Raw genomic sequence first — 18379 nt, forward strand, 5'->3', positions numbered from 1 at the left:
AATATAGTGTGGGGCCGCTTGAACGGCCTCACATTATTGATAACCCTTTCTTTTTAAAAAAATGAAATCAACTACATTTAACTTTATTACCGAGTCCTATCTTATCTACTGATCTGAGCATAGATAGTGGCCTCGCCCGAAAGATTAAACCAGTCAAAAACACAAAATCATCGAAGAAGAACCGAACTACATCGTTTAGTTTGACTAAAGCATTCATTGTAATATCGAGGTTTTACCTATATTTCACTGAAAAAATTTACGCAGTATATCTTCAGAAAATGGTAAAAATTACAACCAAAACCCTGTGTTTTTTAATCTCATGTTTAGTAACTGATATGCATGCCGCAGCAGAGACAAAACCAGACACTTCTAAGGTGATATTTGCATGCACACAACTTCCCAAACACATCGAGAACTATTTTAAATCTGTATATGGAACGGCATTTGCTGAATTAGGCATAGATTTTGAAATTGCTCCTTTAGGTCTTGCAAGGGCAATGCTTGAAGCGAAAAAAGGCTCTGTGGATGGCCTATGTGGGAAGATCGAAAGCTTTAAGAATATGCCCATCGCAAAAGACCTGATTAGAATTCCTGTGCCCATACTATCAACAGACATGTCACTTTGGGCGCTTGAGAAAAACGCGCAATACAAAACGTTTTGACAACGTGGTCAAAATTTGACGCGGCCAAACTCTTGCTCAATGAAAGATTGGATCTTATTATTTCCGGCGACTTATTCATTAATGAATTTAACGAGTCCATACAAGGTAGTGTTTTAGTAGGGGTAGCGGAGCCTGAAAAGGTACAGATGTATCCTTTCATTCATCGACGTTTCGAGCCCAAGTTAAAAAATATTGAAGCGGCAATAAAAAATGCCTTAGAGCAAGATAAGCCCCCTTTACGATTAGATGATTAGTTTTAAAGGACTATAAACAACTTAATAACCACAATCTATCAAGAGAAGTAACCATTAAGCTAACCTACTTCGTCACAACAAATGAATAATTACAGCCATATTCTGTTGCCAATTTTGTACCGGCGATTAATTTAAAGGCTAAGTTGATACGTTAGACATCTTTGAATCCTCTGTGACTTTCTAGCAGTTTAATTACTACGGCTATGAAAACTGCTTGCCTTTACACATAGGGACGAAAATGACTTTTTATTTTCGACCTTTTTGGCTATGGGGCAAGCTGGCCTAGACAAAAGGTTACATCAATGCATAAAAGTCGCCGAGCAGGTTGCTATCGGCCTTGATGAATTTGAAACGACTGAGCTGTGGTGTATGCCTCAAACTGGTGTTTTCAATTGGAGGCCTGTGTTTGGTGTTACAGAACAATTAGTTCAAGACCTAAAGGGCGTTTCCTCAACGGTTATGATTGAAGGCCAACCATGGATGAGGAACGTTGCAGCCAATCCGCACGCGGACGCAAAAAAGATTTTGAATCGGATAAAAACAATAGTGTCACGGCTTTGAGCATCTGCTTCTTGTCTTTTTGAACCAGTGACTCAGTGGGGCTGAAGCGTACCTTCTCTGCTACTTTAAAAGGTAGACTGTTCAGAGGGATCAAGGGACATTAGCGTATTAGCAAGCAAAGCTGTTTATTTATCTAGATAATCAGCGTCGCTCCCATATTCAGGCAAACGATCCAATCGATCGTTTTTTCTCTTTAGCAGTTTATCTAGGTTGCCTGCTTTCCTTTATATAGCAATATGATAGCTAGTTTGGTATTAATAGTGAAAGTATAAAAGCGAGCGATGGGTTGGCAGAAAAACGCGCAAATTGCGCTATATTAAATTGTTATGTGCCCAAAGGAATTCGATGAAGCTTGAAAAGTTAGGTGCTGTTAATCTAATCTGGTTTCTCATCTCGCTTTTTCTAATGTTTTGGCTGGGTCATCAATTATTTGGCGCAATCCAGACACAAGAAATACAGAATCTGCGAGTTACCGACACGGTTTCCTTATCAAACACCCCAATATGGTTTGCTGTGGTATACCTAGTAAAATTTTTAGCTTGGCTTATAAGTGTGGGTGTAGCAGTGCTTTATATTAAACGCCGAGCAAAGGTCACATAACAAGCTTCAATATCAGGCAGAAAAAGGCGCTGATTTTTTTCAAAACTTAGCTTTGGATATACACCAAATTCGGATTTCTACTGTAAGTTTTGCTAGAGATACGTATGAAGGGCTTGCATAATAAGCAATTCAAGCAGGACTTTTAACAGTTGGCTAGGTTCCGCTTAGCTTTACATTTCAGCCAACAATTAAAAGCCTCTTAATGAGTTGTTGACGGTCCGTTCCTCGTCTAGTGCCGACTGTAAGGGCAAGTCGAGACCTTTAAATCAAAGTGTCGGATTAGATATGAGCCACTACACATTAAATTGTTAACACCAAGCGACTTTGTCGTATCTACACATTAAAAGTCAAAATTCCAAGCATCAAACTCAGATTGGGAGCGAGAGGTTTCGAAAAGCTGCTTTGCTCTTTTCACCACGTCTGGGTGTAAATGAGCTATGTTGTTCTTTTCGGAAACATCAGTACCTAAGTGATATAACTCTAATTTTGGTGACGTTTTTTTGTTTTTAAAATAAAAGCGAATTGCTTTCCAGTTAGGGTCGTTGTCAACAGTAAACCTAATTGCTTGCGTATGCTCTCCGTTTGGACGATGAAACTCCCAATACAAATAATCGTGTTGTTCTTGTGGCCCCACGCCAGTGAGTGTAGGTAAAAACGAGATCCCATCTGTTTGTAGCTTTGCGCCAGAGCCGCTTAGTTCTGCTAAGGTAGGAAGCACATCCCAAAAAGCGGAAATATGGTTAGTCTGGGTTCCCGCTTTAATCTTGCCTGGCCATTTTGCTATTGTAGGCATTCGAATGCCACCCTCATACAGGTCGCGTTTATGACCCCTAAATTGCGCATTGCTATCGAAGAAGTCCAAGTCGGCACCACCTTCAAGGCTTGGCCCATTATCACTTGTAAAAATAATTAGCGTATCACTCTCTAATTCAAGGGTAGCTAGCAATGTTGTTATTTTGCCTATGGCTGTGTCAATATTGGTAATCATGGCAGCACGCGCAGCTCTTGGGCGGCGTTGAGGCAGATAGCGTGAATCAACACCGTAAGGTCTTTCCTCGAACTTATAGTTATCTATCTCGGTCTCGGGTGCTTGGAGCGCTGCATGGGGGCCGGCATACGCTAAATAAAGAAAAAATGGCGCTTGCTTTTGTTGTTCGATGTACTTTAATGCTTCATTCGTAATTCGATTTTGGGCGTAATCTTCCCTGATGTAGCTTTGGTAACTTTGAGGGTCGTTTGGGTCGACGCCATCAGGTAGCGATTGATGGGGATGCAACCACTCATTTTCTAACGGAAACTTCTCGTCATTCTTCCAGAGATGTGTGGGATAGTGGTTATGCGCTTGCTTCTGATCTAAATATCCAAAAAAATAATCAAAGCCTTGTTTTGTTGGTACTCCGTATGAATGGGGGCCGCCCAGCCCCCATTTTCCAATCAGTGCAGTGTGATACCCGGCATCTTTCATTACAGTGCCGAGCGTTGTAGTCCCTGGAAGCAATGGCATTTGACCATATTCTTTTTCATCTGTGAAATCTCCAAGTTCGTAATTGCCTCTAATTTGGTTGTGTCCCGAATGCCTCCCTGTAACAAGTGCTGCTCGAGAAGGCGCGCAAACAGTGTTTCCCGCATAATGTTGTGTAAAGGTTAAACCGTTTTTAGCCAGGTTCATCAGGTTTGGCGTACGTATCTTCCTCTGCCCGTAAGGTTCTATGTCGCCAATGCCCATATCGTCCACAATTATGTAAATGACGTTTGGCTTCCTTTCTGAAATTTCTTGGCGTTCTTGTGATTGTGAAAAACTACTAGATCCTATAAAAAGTATAGGGCCTAAAAGCATCGCGAAAGTCTTGATAGTTCTGTAGCTAAACGTTTTGTTTTTCATAATGATCCCGCAGTTTTACTAATCGGTCGGATAACAGCTTAAATCAGATAATTGTTATTTCTTGCTAAGGTGCTTTTCTGTTAGCTCAGCAGAAAAGACTTCGTCAAACTGGGTGTTTACAGTTTTAGGTATCGGGGCGTTTATTGAATCTCGCCAATGTTGAAGTTCTGCAGAAAGCGCTTGTACTACTTTGGGGAGGTATTGAGCTAAATTAACATGTTCACCCTCATCATTTTCTAAGTCGTAAAGTTCATAGCTGTCATCCTCAAAGTAATGATGTAATTTCCACTTGCCTTTTCTCATCGTAGAGCCTGGACGCGTTCTAAACAGCGGGTCACGGGATTGATCTGCGCTAGGATTGTAGCTCTGCAAATAAATGGGAAAATGCCAAAAGAGACTGCGCTCCTCAATGGATGAATTGCTCAAAAGAAGCGGCGACAAATCAATACCATCAAGTGGATAGCTGAACTCTACCTTCCCTAGTACAGAAGCTAAAGTGGGGAAAAAGTCCGCGTTTATGACGGGAATATTTACTTCTTTAGCAGGAATTTTGTTTTGCCAATGGATTAAAAGAGGAACTCGCGTTCCTCCCTCATAGTAACTGCCTTTGCCACCTCGCAGAGGGTCTTGATAAGAGATCGACCTTATACCACCATTGTCCGAAGTAAAAATAATGAGAGTATCGTTACTTATGTTGAATTCTTTTAATGACGTAATTAAGCGACCAATATTTATGTCCATCAATTCAACCATAGCCGCATAGGTTGCGTGCCTTTCGTTTCTTACCTTTGGGTGGGATAAGTACTTTTGCTTAAATGTATCAATAGTCTCCAGTGGGGTATGAACGGTGTAGTAGGGCACATATGCAAAAAAAGGTTGATCTCGTACCTCGGAAATCCAATCTATCGCTTCGGTTGTTATCCTATTCGGAAGGTATTCGCCTTTTGGTCCATCTTCTAAAAAAGGCATGTTGTAGGGGCTGAAGTAGGACTTTGGGTGACCTTTTAAGTGGCCTGCTACATTGTGATCGAAGCCCTGGCTTTTAGCGTCTTGACCTAAATGCCATTTTCCAAAAGAGCCAGTAGTATAGCCTTGTGATTTAAACAGTTCAGCTAACGTAACAACCGAATCGCCTAAAATATCCGTATTTTTTGTTGCAATTAGTCGACGTGTTTTCGGATGACCACGATCAGACGGTGATACGGTATAAATGCCGTGTCTTGGTGTGTACTGGCCGCTCATTAGCACCGCTCTGCTAGGGGCGCAGTTTGAGGCTCCCGCGTAGGCATCCGTGAAGACCATACTCTTTGATGCAAGTGCGTCAATGTTGGGTGTTTGAAAAACATTATTTCGGTCGTTATAGCCAACATCCGCCCACCCTAAATCATCCACGACAATAAGAAGTACGTTAGGAGGACTCTCATTACAGATTGCAGCACACGGTATAAAAAGTAGGATAAAACACAGTTTACTTAGGGTATCCGCTGCGTTTAATAGTGCGTTGAATGTTTTACTAATCATAAATCAGAACCTTGGAGTCAAAAAAACGGCTACTTCAAGCTTGTACAATTAATTTAGTTTGAAGTAGCGTTTTAACGGATTTACTCAAGTGTAAATTGGTCGATGTTGGGGCCGCTTTCACCGACGGTCCTAAATTCTATATGGTTGGCACCTTTTACTAGCGTAAAGCTTACGGCTTGTTCGTCCCACTTACTGTCCCAACTCCCGGTAGGTTCAAATTCAACCATGGCCGCTTTCTTATCATTGACATAGATAGCAATAGGCCGTTTTGAGCTCTCGTCGTTGTGCGTGTAACGGAAAACAGCAGTGTATACGCCCTCAGCACCGTCGTTCTCGTGATACCAATACATTGTGCCTTCTTCGTCGTTAAATGTTCCATAAGCCCCTCCGTGGACTCCATGAGCGCCGCGCACTGCAGCGGCGCCTTGGCCATATTCTGCGTCTTCGCCCTGTAATGATAAGCCGCGACCTACCCACATATCGGCTGAGTTTTCATCGCCCCAGAAAAGGCCCACACCCTGTCCGAATTGTTGCTTCATTTGAAAGGCAAGTCGGCCATTGATAACCACATTCGCGTATACTGTGTCACCATCGTTAACTGCGAAAGGGGTCAGATAAGGTTTCATTTCTTCTTCATTGGGGGTGTTCACGCTATAGCGAACTTGAATTTGTTGAGACGCGATATTTGAAATTTCAGTGATAGCAATGGTTTGGACATCAATAGCCACCTTGTTCGAGAGCCTTAACGCTTCGTCACCCACGATAGCAGCTATAGTGACAAATTCGCGAGCATCAGGATAAGCAACTTCAACAAACGCGCGGTTTTTTCCCATAAATAAATGTCTGTAATTAGATTTAACACGATTGGTGTGTTCATAAGGAGAGCCGTTTTCAAGTGCTTTTACTTTTAATCCTCCACTAAAGTGATAATAGGTCTTATGACTCCCATAGGGGTAAAAGTTGTTATCCTTATCTACGGTTTCAGTAGTGATTACTTTCGCAGTATTGAATCCGTCCTCAGCGGTATAAGTGTCGATGCTGTGTCTCAGTCCAACAGGTGAGCCAGCGGTTTTAATTTCTTTCTCTAAGACCTTTTTACCGTTCTTATAACCCACTGCGCGTATTGAACCCGGCGTCCAGGGTACGAACCATTCTGCTTGCATCTCATCGGCTTGTTTTCCCGGTTTATCACGGCCAAGGGATTTACCATTTAGAAATAGCTCGACTTCATCGAGATTAGAATAAACCCATACTGGCACCAACGTACCTTCCTTCATCGTTGGATGTGTCCAACTAGGGAGAATATGAAGTGAAGGTTCATCTAGCCATTGGCTTCGATAAAAGTGGAAAAGGTCTTTCTTAAAGCCTGCCAAATCCAGCGCGCCACCCATAAAAGCAATGTAAGGCCAACCTCCGTGGGCTAACCCAGCTTCTCCATGGTAGTCGAATCCGGTCCAACGAAAGTGCCCCGCGTGGTGAGGCAAGTCACGTGCAAGCTCCCAGTTTTTACGCGCATTAATCCGAACTGTTGCGTTATCGTAAGATGAGTTAAGGTGCTGTTTTTGATTCGACCAGTCTTTGGGATCCTTCCAATCGTAAAAGAAAATTTCCTTCTCTGTGATATTAGGTAACTCGAACGTGTCTCCCTTAGGGCCGTCTCTCCACCATGTTTGAGTACGATAGTATCCACGAGTTTGCCACGTGTGAGGGGCTTCCGTTGATACGAAAGGGCGGTCAAACCGTCGTTCGAAGAAACTTTTGCTCTCAGACCCTCCGTTAATGCCTATTACATCTAATCCTTCTTTATTGGTAGAGCCAGAGGTAACAAGTCGAGTTGGGTCATGCTTTTTCACAGCAGCAGCAAGCTCAGTGACAATTTCACCGTGAGTCTCATTACCTACACTATAAATAATGATTGAAGGGTGATTTCTATTGCGTGTAACCCACTCGGTTAAGTCTTTCTCCCACCACTCATCGAAATGATATCGGCCGTAGTCGTGACGTGCTTTTTGTTTCCATCCGTCAAATACTTCATCCATCACCATTATGCCTAGTTCATCACAAAGCTCATAAAACATGGTGGGATAGGGGTTATGCCCGGTACGAATGGCGTTAACGCCCATTTCTTTTAGAAGGTTTAGTTTCCATCGTAGAAGCGGTTTTGTCCACGCGCCTCCAACAGGGCCACCCTCATAATGTTCGGCTACGCCCTGAATCTTTACATTTTTGCCGTTTATCCAAAAGCCGGTATCTGTTTTCCATGCGATATCACGAACGCCAAATTTCACGCTCTTTCGATCAATCTCAATGTTGTCTTTAACCAGCTTTAAGTCTAAATCGTATAAATATGCGTTATGGGGCATCCACATCTGTGCGTTTTCTAAATCAAAAGCAAACGAATAAGAGGCGTTTTCTCCCGTTATCTCAAGAGGCGTCTTCTGAGATAAAAGCTGTTTACCTTCTTGATCGTAAACTCGATACTGAATCGCGTAATTGTCACTGTCGCCAGGACGCGTATTTAACTGGAAGCGGGCCTCAACCTTTGTCTGTTCGCCCACTTTTGGTGTGCGGATAAATAGAGAGTTGTGTTTTATGTGAGTAGAATTCAATATGGCAAGCTTTACTGGGGCGAAAATACCCCCTGGGTGATACCAACGCGTGGAAGGCTGCAGTTCATTATCAACGCGGACGCTTATAACATTGTTTTCTTTTTTCAGATATTTACTTAATTCATACTGAAAACTGATGTAGCCGTATGGACGTTTACCTAAAAAATGGCCGTTTATCCACACCTCGCTGTTCATATAAACGCCTTCAAATTGAAGCCAAACCTGCTTATCTTTCCATGCATCGTCAAAGGCAAAATGCTTTCTGTACCACGCCGTGCCCCCACCATGATATCCGCCAGACTGGCCTTGGGAACCGGCTTCACTAACACCTTCTTCGTAGATGTAGTCGTGCGGTACCTCCACGGTAGTCCACCCGCTGTCATTGAACGTTGTTTTCTTATAAATATCATTGTCGCCCAAAGTGAACTTCCAGCCGTCATTGAAATTTATATATTGCCTAGTCGCACTTTCAGCACGAGCGCTGGCGGCCATCAGTGCGGCTAACATAAGTAGCGCGAACACAAGGTAACTATACATTTTTGTGGGGCGTGATATTGGCAACATCTTGAGTAATCCTTGCAGAAATCTAATATGTTCTTGTACGTTATTTTTTGGGCTATCTGGGTGCAACATCGTTGTACGATGCTTCACCTGAGTCAGTCATTCGTATTTCATCTAAATACAGGTAGTGGTCATTTTGCATACCACTAAGATCGCCGTTGAAATACATGCCCCACGATGGATAAATTCCTTTGTCGTCGTTATATCCAAATTGAATATTGTGTTTATCTAGTACCTTTTCTTCATCAACCCAAAGTTCTATAAAACCGTTTTTATTGTCTGAATAATCCACTTTTACATGTAAGACGAAATCTACCCACCGATCTAAATAGTCCGATTTTAATCCGGGTACTTCGAAATGCTCTGTGCCGTGGCCATTTCGAGTTGGACTTAGTTCATGTGGGTCCCATTTCCATGCGCCTCGCAACCCGTCTGGGGTTAGCGTTAAACTGAATGGTGGATTTCTAGAATGTTCCTTCAGACGCTTATCTGCGCTTCCGTGTATTTGAAAAAATAGCCACGGATTAGGTTCGTCAAGCGTTCCTTCGCTAGGAAAAAAAACACTAAAGCCATACCATGCCTCTGCGCCCGCTACTTTCTGTGTTTTAAACCCGTGAAACATCGCCTTGCGATCAACGTTGTCAATCTTTGTGTCAGCTCCATTGAAAGCCGCAGGGTTATTATGGTCCCAAAACAGTTTAGCGGCATATTTCCCGCTTCTGACTATGCCTTCCTCAATAGAAAAAGCACGTTCGCTTTGGAGCTGATTAAACATGAAGTTCTGCGGTGCTGCCTTCTTTAACCCAGGAGTGAAGCCTCGTGGTGATGTAGCATTCCAACCCTGATTTTCGAAAGATTCATAGGTAATATCCATATTACTTTCACCGGCACTTGGAGCCTGAAATTTACCATCGTGCCATAGATAGAGCCGCTGCGATGCGCCCTTTCTCAAATTCAAAATGACACCGTGACGGTTGCCCTTTTCGTCTTTGATCGGGTCCATTTGCATACGCGTGTTTTCAAGCGAGAGATACACCTGTTGAATAGTCCAGTTAGTCCCGTCTGTACTGGTAACTGAAGCGAAATTCATGGTGTTATTTTCATCACGATAAGTGACCACTGCCTCAAAACTATTGTTCCGTTGTGCCAGTTGAACCAAATCTGTGACAGAGGATACCAGGGCACCCTCTTGGTTTTTAAGTGTGCGATTTGCGGTATCAGGCATTGGTAGGCTGTGTACCCATTGACCCTCTTTAAATGCGGTCATTCGCCACTCTCGATAGTCTTTTGTACGAGCTTCATAGGCAACAGCAGGCGCGCCACTGCTAAGTGAAAGGGGAGAAGTACCAAAAGGTGTTTCCTCTCTATTTGTTGAATCGAACGCCAGCATCTTGTCGTTCGCCACGTCAATTGTGACCGGAAGCTCAATGTTCTCGCCTTGCGCGTTATAGAATAGCCCGCTTGTTGTATCTAAACGCATGTAGTAGGCGTTGATACGGGCATAGGTTTCCTTATCGTGGACTTCTAAGAAGTTACATTCATGCCAGAGAAAGCTAATGGCTATCTCGGTATCTGAGATTTTAAGAGAGTTGATGTAAAATGTATCAACGTTAATAGGGTCGTCTGATTGCGGTGTTGGCCAAGTAATGATGACTGGCTCTTCAAATCGCTTTGAGCCTGCTGGCATTTTGTAATACACCCACGGGGACTTATGGGTTCCAGCCCGCGTAAATAGGTAGATATCGCCATTCCCCATTTTGTAGCTTTTCGTGTATGAGGCAAAAGGCGTTATATCATCTACGTATTCGAACTCGCTAATGTCATAGGGTTTTCTAGATACAACATGCAACATTCTGCCGCCAGCATGAGGTGTGTCGATAGAAAGCGGATTAAGCCCATCCTCTCGCTCTCCGCCATGCCCGCCATAAACTATGTGTAGATACCCTTGCGTATCCATTTCTATGGTTGGACGGCCGTGACTGTCTATTTTCCTCTCGCCTTTTGAAAGTGTGCTGTCAGCGGCTTTAATTGGTCCTTGCCATTGATGCGATTCAAGGTTATAGGCGGCAACATAGGGGTCGGTAAGATGGCCTTGGTATGTAATGAATACGGTATCTCCATCAACATAGTGCCAACCCCGGTGGGGATTACCCTGCAAGTTATCAGTGAAATAGCCAGTGGGCAACTCATTGTCTTTTTTAAGCACAGTAAGCTTAGAGCCCAGCCCTTCTTCTGGTATTGAGTAAATATCTTCGAAAGCTTTACCTTCTCTGTAATCGTCATAGATAGGTTGGTAGTCAGGGTATTGACCATACATATATTGGTCTATGCGCCAGCGCCAGTAATCAACGCTTTCAGGATCTGATGGGTCAACCTGAGCTGCTAGCGCTTCGAACACGTTATCTGTTTGAGAGTATCGTTCTATCAATATCTCGCGCTGAGAGTAAAAATTGCTTCCCTCGGCTATGCCCATTTCTTCACTATCAGGTTTGCAAGCTGAACCCAGAATACCCACTGTGAGCACTATGGAAAGGGCGCGACTAACTTGTGTCTGAAACTGTTTACTAAAAAAAGACTCTGCCGTGTTATTCATCGTGTCATCATTCTCATTACTTATAGAGCCGCTAATAGATTAAGAATTTACCCTTCTTTTAAACCGTATCTATGTCGTGTATATTCAGTCATATGTAATCATGATGTTACAAAAATAATCAATATGAATCAAAACTTAATTAATAAATTGTTAGTGTGTACTAGGTTTTTTCTCCCGAACATGTTCTTAGTCAGCGTTTTTTTTTCGATTAGTGCATTCGGCGACACACTGTCGTCTGATGCGTTTATGCAACCTAATAATGATTATCTGCCCAAAACGTGGATGCACGCCATGAATGGTAATTTGACAAAAGAAGGCTTTTCTGAGGATTTCAAAGCACTCGAAGAAGCCGGCATCGGTGGTGCAATATTTTTTCACGTACATCGACGTAACTGGCCTTACTCTTCTCGTGGGCCAGTTAGATTCGGTACTGAAGAGTTTTATGATCACCTTGTCCACGCCGCGGCACAGGCAGATAAGTACAATATTGAGTTCGGCATTCATAACGCTGACGGATGGACATCAAGTGGTGGACCATGGGTTACGCCAGAGCAGTCAATGAAGCGGGTAACGTGGTCTGAGCAGTCTGTTTCTGGCGGAAATAGACATTTACCTTTGAAACCAGGTTTCGCAGAAGGGCTTTATAAAGATATTGCAGTAATTGCTATTCCCCAAGATGAGTATTCCAGTCACAATTTATTTTCGACCGGAAGAATAAGCTCATCAGATTCGACATTAAATGCTGAAGTTTTGTCAGACAGAGACTGGGATACAGAATTTATTTTCGAGAAAAATGAAAACGATGAATATTGGGTGCAAGTTGAGCTTGATGATGTTGCTACGTTGAGAAGTTTGCAAATAGAAACACCAGACCGGCATGGGGACGCCGCACTACTTATTTCAAATGACGGTATTAACTTTGAAACAGTGGTTGAAAACCTACGTCGGCCCAGAACCGGTGCGAGAATGTGGGCGTTTAGTCCGCAACTTGTTAATGAAAGCCAAGATGGATTTACAGCCAAATATTTCAGAATTTCATTTACCAAACCTATCACAATAAAGCGTTTTGATCTGTGGTCAGTACCAAGGATAAATGATTGGTTATCCATGAATTCCATGGAGCGTGGGAAGCTGAGTATGACGCCGACTATCGCAGAAGCCGCCATAGTCGCATCAAGAGATATTCAAGTTCTACATCGTGGAGTTATGCCCCCAGAGGGAATAGCAATACCCGACGGAGACTGGCGAATTTTACGATTTGGTTATACCAGCACAGGTGCCTTTAATGTCCCTGCGACAATTGAGGGCGAGGGATTAGAAATCGACAAGTTCGACGCTAATGCACTGGAGCATCACTTTGATAATTACGTAGGTAAGCTGGTCAAAAAGGTGAATGAGCAAGGCATAAAGTCACTGAAAACCACAGAAATAGACAGTTATGAAGTCGGAGGCCAGAACTGGACAAGAGGAATAGAAAAAAGCTTTAAAGATAAATTTGGGTATGACTTTATTCCATGGTTACCCTTACTTACAGGGCGGGTTATCGAATCGCCCGCTCACACGGGTGCTGTGCTTCAAGAGTTTCGGCAGCATCTTTCTGATTTAATGGTAGAAAACTATTTTGGCGAATTCACCAAGCTTTCGAATAAACATGGCCTCGAATCTTATATAGAGCCTTACGGCTGGGGACCTTTCGACGAGTTAGCAGCAGGTGGAAAGGCAGATCGGTTAATGGGAGAGTTTTGGGTAAGAGATCAACAGTACAACGGCAGAGTGATGGCGGCTATTTCGTCAGCACACGTCTATGGAAAGAAAGTAGTTTCAGCAGAATCCTTTACCTCAATAAGAACGGTCAATTGGTACGGCCATCCCTATTTTTATAAACACTACGGCGATGAAATGTGGGCTAGGGGCATTAATGAAACTATGTTTCACCGTTTTGCTCATCAACCCAATAATCATGTAAAACCAGGCATGACAATGGACTCCATTGGCTCCCATATAGATAGAACACAAACGTGGTGGAGTAATGGTGGTACTGAATGGTTTAAATATTTAGCTAGGGGGTCTTACTTGCTGCAGCAAGGTGTCCCAGATGCTGATTTTCTTGTGCATTTGGGAGATATAGCTCCTCTACGCGTGGGTAACGCAAACAATACATCAGTACCAGATGGATTTGGGTACGATTATGTCAATACAGACGTTCTAATTAACCGAATACAAGTAGAAAATGGTCACTTAGTGTTACCGGAGGGCACGCGATATAGAGCATTACATCTTTACAAAACTCAGTACTTACACCTAAAGACGCTACGTAAAATAAAAGAGTTGGTGTCAGATGGCGCCACTGTTATTGGCGATAGGCCCGAAAAAGTCATTGGTTTCAGTGAGTGGCCGGAAAAACACGAGTTTGACACAATTGTTGATGAACTATGGGGCAAGCCTTCTTCAGATGATCGTAAGGTATTGCACTACGGGAAAGGCACAATAAGTACTTACGATCTCGAAGAAACAATAAAAGTATTGGGTTATGAGCCCGATCTGTTTATCGATGGCAAGCCTTCGCATGCATTTGCACATCGCCGAATAGATAACAACGATCTCTATTATTTTTATAATGACGAACCATCATTTAAGCCTGTTGAAATAGATATTAGAGAAGGTGATGGCGTACCAGAAATTTGGCATGCTGATGATGGAACTATAGAGAAAATAACAGATTTTGTTCGCAATGAAACGCGTCTTGTGACAACAATCCCACTGGAACCTTTTGGATCGCGTTTCGTTTTGATAAGAAGAGATGACGAACAACCACCTTACGACGGTTCAAGGAATCAACTGCTAGTCGATACTTATGCAAATAAGCATAACATATTGAGCAAGTTTGACTCCCCTTGGGAAGTTCATTTTGATCAGAAATGGGCTGGTCCAGGTGATGTCCGTTTCGAAAATCTCATTGATTGGACGACGAGTGATGTATCGGGCATTAAACATTATTCCGGTAAGGCGGTGTACAAAAATACACTTGTTATCGATGAAGCGTTTATAAATCAATCGCAGCCCCTCTACCTTAGCCTTGGAGACGTTCAGCAAATTGCTGAGGTTTCTTTAAACGGTAAGTCTATCGCCACGCTGTGGAAGCCCCCCTTCGTTCTAAATATTCAAGATTATGTAAAAGCGGGACACAATGAACTTGAAGTGAGCATCACAAACACGTGGGTTAATCGTTTAATAGGTGATGAAGCGCTTCCAGACACCAGCGGCTATTCAATGACGGGAGATACGGTTCCGTGGATTACTGAAAATACTCCCCCTCCGCCTAGTGAACGCGTTACTTTTACAGGGTATAACTTTTTTGAAAAGCAGCCTAAGAATCTTCAGCCCTCAGGGCTTATAGGCCCTGTGACCCTCTACACCATTCAAAAAGCAAGTAGACCAGAGCATGATTAGATTTATTTTTAAGTCTGCTAATCTGCTCTTGGTAACTCTAGCTTTGGGTACACCTCTGCTAGCTTGTGCACACAAAACCCAGACTGAAACAAAGTCGATTCACATACCCGATGCGCCCATGCCTGAAGAGTTCTACGATGCTGATGCCAAGGAGTTAGCTCAGAATTTTATGAGCCCTCCTGATGCAGTTAAGCCATGGGTATATTGGTATTGGGTAAATGATCACATAACCAAAAGTGGTATTGAAAACGACTTAGCCGCGATGCAAAAAGCGGGAATTGGTACTGCGTTAATCGGCATTATCCATCTAAATCCAAGCAATGGAAAATATGGAAAAACCAGAGCATTGAGCGATGTGTGGTGGGAGCATCTTTATTTCGCTATCGAAAAAGCCGCTGAGTACAATATTGATGTTGGGATCTTTAATTCACCGGGCTGGAGTCAGTCTGGAGGGCCTTGGGTAGCCCCCGAAAAATCGATGCGTTATCTAGACAGCAACGAATATCAGTTTAGTGACATAAGTAACAAACCGCTTGAGTTAACTACTCCTGAAGGGTTTCACCAGACAGTAAGTTTAATAGCATTTAAGACGCCACAAGCTGAACTCATGTCGCACAAGGGAAAGGGTTTTCTAGCAACAGCGGCGACTTTATCTTCAGAAGAGAGAAGTATACCTACTGATGTATCAGTGCTTGTTGATGATGATTTGAGTTCATCCTGGTCATTTCCCCAACATGCGCTAGACAAGCACAGCAGACTGCAAATAGATATAAGTCATGAAAAACGTCAGGTTGTAACGTCGCTTTTAATTTATCCAGAACACGCCTTTTCAGCTGAAGTTGACTTACAGTACATGAATAGAAACGGCGAATTCGAGACACTCTCGACGTTCTCGATGCAGCGACCACCATCCAGGCCGGAGCTTGGACCTGAACACGATGCGCCAATAGCTGTTTCTTTTGCAGAAGTAGAATCAACAGAGTTTCGGATTTTAATTAGTAATATAAAGCGCGGAAGAGGCCCTGCTGAGCTGTCTCCGGGTTTGAAAGAGATAAAGCTAAGCGGTCAGTATACGTTAGAACGCTTTGTTGAAAAAAAGCTAGCTAAGGTTCATCCAACGCCTCAGCCCAAACATGATAGCTATGTATGGGAAAAGCCGGTGCCTAATCAGAATGCAGAATTGACCATTAAAGCCGGTGACGTAATTGACGTTACAAAGCTCTTTGACGGTAAAAAGCTTAACTGGGAGGCGCCCGAGGGTAATTGGACAATTGTTCACTACTTTATGCGTCCCACGGGGGCGACAAACGGACCTTCGAGTCATTCAGCAAGAGGCCCTGAAGTAGACAAGCTCAATAAGCAACTTGCGCAGCACCATTTCGATGCTTACGTTGGAAAAATACTAAGTGCTTTGCCACCCGAAAAGCGAATTGCGCTCAAGTATGTCGTGGTTGATAGTTACGAAAAAGGGGCGCAAAACTGGACAGATGATTTCAAGCATCAGTTTAAGCATCAATATGGCTACGATCCAACCCCGTTTTTACCTGTTTACACTGGAAGAATTGTTAACAGCGCTGATCAGAGCGAGAGATTTTTATGGGATGTCAGACGCTTAGTTGCTGATAAGGTGGCGCATGCTTATGCTGCGGGCTTGAGAGAACGGGCGCACGAGCATGGCTTGAAATTATGGCTGGAGAATTATGGACACTGGGGTTTTCCCGGCGAATTCCTGCAATACGGTGGGCAAGCCGATATTGTGAGTGGCGAGTTTTGGGCTTCTGGCAATCTGGGCGCTATAGAACTTAAAGCCGCTTCGTCAGCCGCTCACATTTACGGGCATAGAACGGTCATGTCTGAGTCCTTTACCTCTGGAAGAAGTGAATCGTTTAAAAACCACCCATGGAGTTTTAAAAAACGAGGCGATTGGTCGTTTGTCGAAGGTGTAAACCACACGCTTTTGCATGTCTACATTCAGCAAGCATACGAGGATAAAAGACCGGGCGTGAACGCATGGTTTGGTTCGGAATTTAATCGAAACAATACTTGGTTTAGCTACATGGGAAGCTGGCTAGACTATGTTAAACGTTCAAATTATATGTTGCAGCAAGGCCAGTATGTTGCAGATATCCTGTATTTTATTGGTGAAGATGCACCGAAAATGACTGGTGCCATTGGGCCAGAAGTTCCATCCGGTTATAGCTATGATTTCATCAACGCTGAAATTATTCTAAACAAGCTCAGCGTTGAAAATGGCCAGTTCGAGTTACCTAACGGTAGTGTTTATAAGCTGCTAGTACTTCCTGACGTAAGCACTATACGCCCTGAGTTGTTGAAGAAAATTTCAGAGCTCGTTAAAGCTGGAGGCAGCATATACGGACCTAAACCCAGCAGTTCACCAAGTCTAGAGAGTTTTCCGCATGCTGATACTGAAGTGCAGCACTATTCAAATCTATTGTGGCAGGATATAAACGGCGTAGATATCACGCACAGACAATATGGTTTGGGTAATGTCTTCTACCAAAATTCTCAGCAGACTGAATTTAAGCAAATCTTAGCAAAGATAGGTTCTCCGCCAGATGTGGGGAATTTACCCGATACCGTGATTTGGAGCCATCGACGTAGTAAAACCCACGATATTTACTTTGTGGCGAATCAATCGGACGAGCCACAAAAGATTTCTCCAAGTTTCCGCTTGCATAACCCAAATGTGACCCCTCAACTATGGGATCCAATAACGGGTGAAATTGTGAAGATTGCACGGTACACATCCGGGGAGCATAAAATAACAGTACCCTTGTTCCTTCAGGGGCTAGGTTCAGCGTTTATCGTTTTTGAAAAAGAAAAAAGTACAGAGCGCCAGAGCAGTATCAACAATAAAAATGTAAGCAGCGTTCAGTCAAAAATCTCTTTTGACATGGATGACAGTGTTCCAGCATCTGTATGGGTAGACAGCACTATCGACGCCGATGGCGCGCTTATTTTTACATCGCCTAAAAACGGCAAATACGAAGTAACACTTTCAGATGGCTCAGTCAAAGACGTGTCAATAAGCTCGATACCCTCTGCTTTAGTGGTCAAAGGCCCATGGAATGTGTATTTTGAAGATGAGCGAGATGTTGATACATCGCTAGTGCTAGAGCGCTTAACCTCGCTGACAGAACTCTCACCAACTGCGCTACAGCATTATTCTGGTGAAGTTATCTATCAAACTACGATAACCATGAATAGCGAACAATTGCATGAAGATTTACGTTGGTTTATCGATTTGGGCGAGGTAGGGGTAATAGCGCGGTTGTTCGTTAATGGCCAAAGTTTCGCAGAGCTATGGAGTAGGCCTCTCACCACCGATATTACCAAAGCGCTGCGTGTAGGCGACAACGAAATAAAAGTCGAGGTTGCAACAACCTGGTTAAACAGGCTTGTAGGTGACTTAACGTTTCCCGAGGCGTTCCCTGACTCAATTAAACCTAAAGCATTCAATACCCAAATCACATTTGAAACCCGGTTAACCGAGACAACAGAGCTTCAGCGCTCAGGGTTAATTGGACCAGTGCTGCTAAAACCAATAAAGAGGGTCAAGCTGTAAAATGAGAATAGCTAGTTTTATATGCATCATAAGTATCTTACTTTTTCTTCAAGGGTGTCTTTCTACGCGTGAGGATAAATCAGCCCCTAGCCAAACTGTG

The 18379-nt window shown here is 43.3% G+C and carries 9 protein-coding genes; 5 read left to right on the forward strand and 4 right to left on the reverse strand.

Annotation, left to right across the window (positions count from 1 at the left end):
* The first annotated feature begins 278 nt into the window (after positions 1–278).
* The 3 genes from ACM0P2_RS20100 (at position 279) to ACM0P2_RS20110 (ending at position 2077) form a co-directional block, all read left to right on the forward strand.
* Entirely contained in the window at positions 279–662 is a 384-nt protein-coding gene (locus ACM0P2_RS20100) for a hypothetical protein (protein WP_173359791.1), read from the forward strand.
* Complete coding sequence (locus tag ACM0P2_RS20105) at positions 659–916, forward strand: hypothetical protein (RefSeq protein WP_173359792.1); 258 nt, start codon at positions 659–661, stop codon at positions 914–916. Before ACM0P2_RS20100 ends, ACM0P2_RS20105 begins: the two co-directional genes overlap by 4 nt.
* Before the next feature lie 906 nt (positions 917–1822).
* Positions 1823–2077, forward strand: a complete 255-nt coding sequence (locus ACM0P2_RS20110) for a hypothetical protein (protein WP_419227763.1) — start codon at positions 1823–1825, stop codon at positions 2075–2077.
* Between the two features lie 340 nt (positions 2078–2417).
* On the opposite strand, the gene ACM0P2_RS20115 is transcribed toward ACM0P2_RS20110, so the two are convergent.
* From ACM0P2_RS20115 to ACM0P2_RS20130, 4 genes are all read right to left on the reverse strand, one after another.
* The gene (locus ACM0P2_RS20115) at positions 2418–3959 is read right to left on the reverse strand and encodes a sulfatase-like hydrolase/transferase (RefSeq protein ID WP_173359793.1); all 1542 of its coding nucleotides are present in this window, start codon (positions 3957–3959) and stop codon (positions 2418–2420) included.
* Positions 3960–4013: 54 nt separating this feature from the next.
* A complete protein-coding gene (locus ACM0P2_RS20120; RefSeq protein ID WP_419227765.1) occupies positions 4014–5480 on the reverse strand; it encodes a sulfatase in 1467 nt (488 codons plus the stop codon).
* Positions 5481–5560: 80 nt separating this feature from the next.
* Positions 5561–8653, reverse strand: coding sequence for a glycoside hydrolase family 2 TIM barrel-domain containing protein (locus ACM0P2_RS20125; protein ID WP_236547182.1), 3093 nt, complete (start codon positions 8651–8653; stop codon positions 5561–5563).
* A gap of 52 nt (positions 8654–8705) precedes the next feature.
* Positions 8706–11243 (reverse strand): heparin lyase I family protein, encoded by a 2538-nt coding sequence (locus ACM0P2_RS20130; protein WP_419227766.1) that lies wholly within the window; start codon positions 11241–11243, stop codon positions 8706–8708.
* A 246-nt stretch (positions 11244–11489) separates the two neighbouring features.
* On the opposite strand from ACM0P2_RS20130, the gene ACM0P2_RS20135 reads away from it, so the two are divergent.
* Together ACM0P2_RS20135 and ACM0P2_RS20140 are read left to right on the forward strand one after the other, a co-directional pair.
* The gene (locus ACM0P2_RS20135; protein ID WP_236547180.1) at positions 11490–14693 is read left to right on the forward strand and encodes a glycosyl hydrolase; all 3204 of its coding nucleotides are present in this window, start codon (positions 11490–11492) and stop codon (positions 14691–14693) included.
* Complete coding sequence (locus tag ACM0P2_RS20140) at positions 14686–18279, forward strand: glycosyl hydrolase (RefSeq protein ID WP_173359795.1); 3594 nt, start codon at positions 14686–14688, stop codon at positions 18277–18279. The genes ACM0P2_RS20135 and ACM0P2_RS20140 overlap by 8 nt, the downstream gene beginning before the upstream one ends.
* Positions 18280–18379: the final 100 nt, after the last annotated feature.

The organism is Alteromonas sp. OM2203, from assembly GCF_048517045.1.
Lineage (GTDB): Bacteria > Pseudomonadota > Gammaproteobacteria > Enterobacterales > Alteromonadaceae > Alteromonas > Alteromonas gracilis.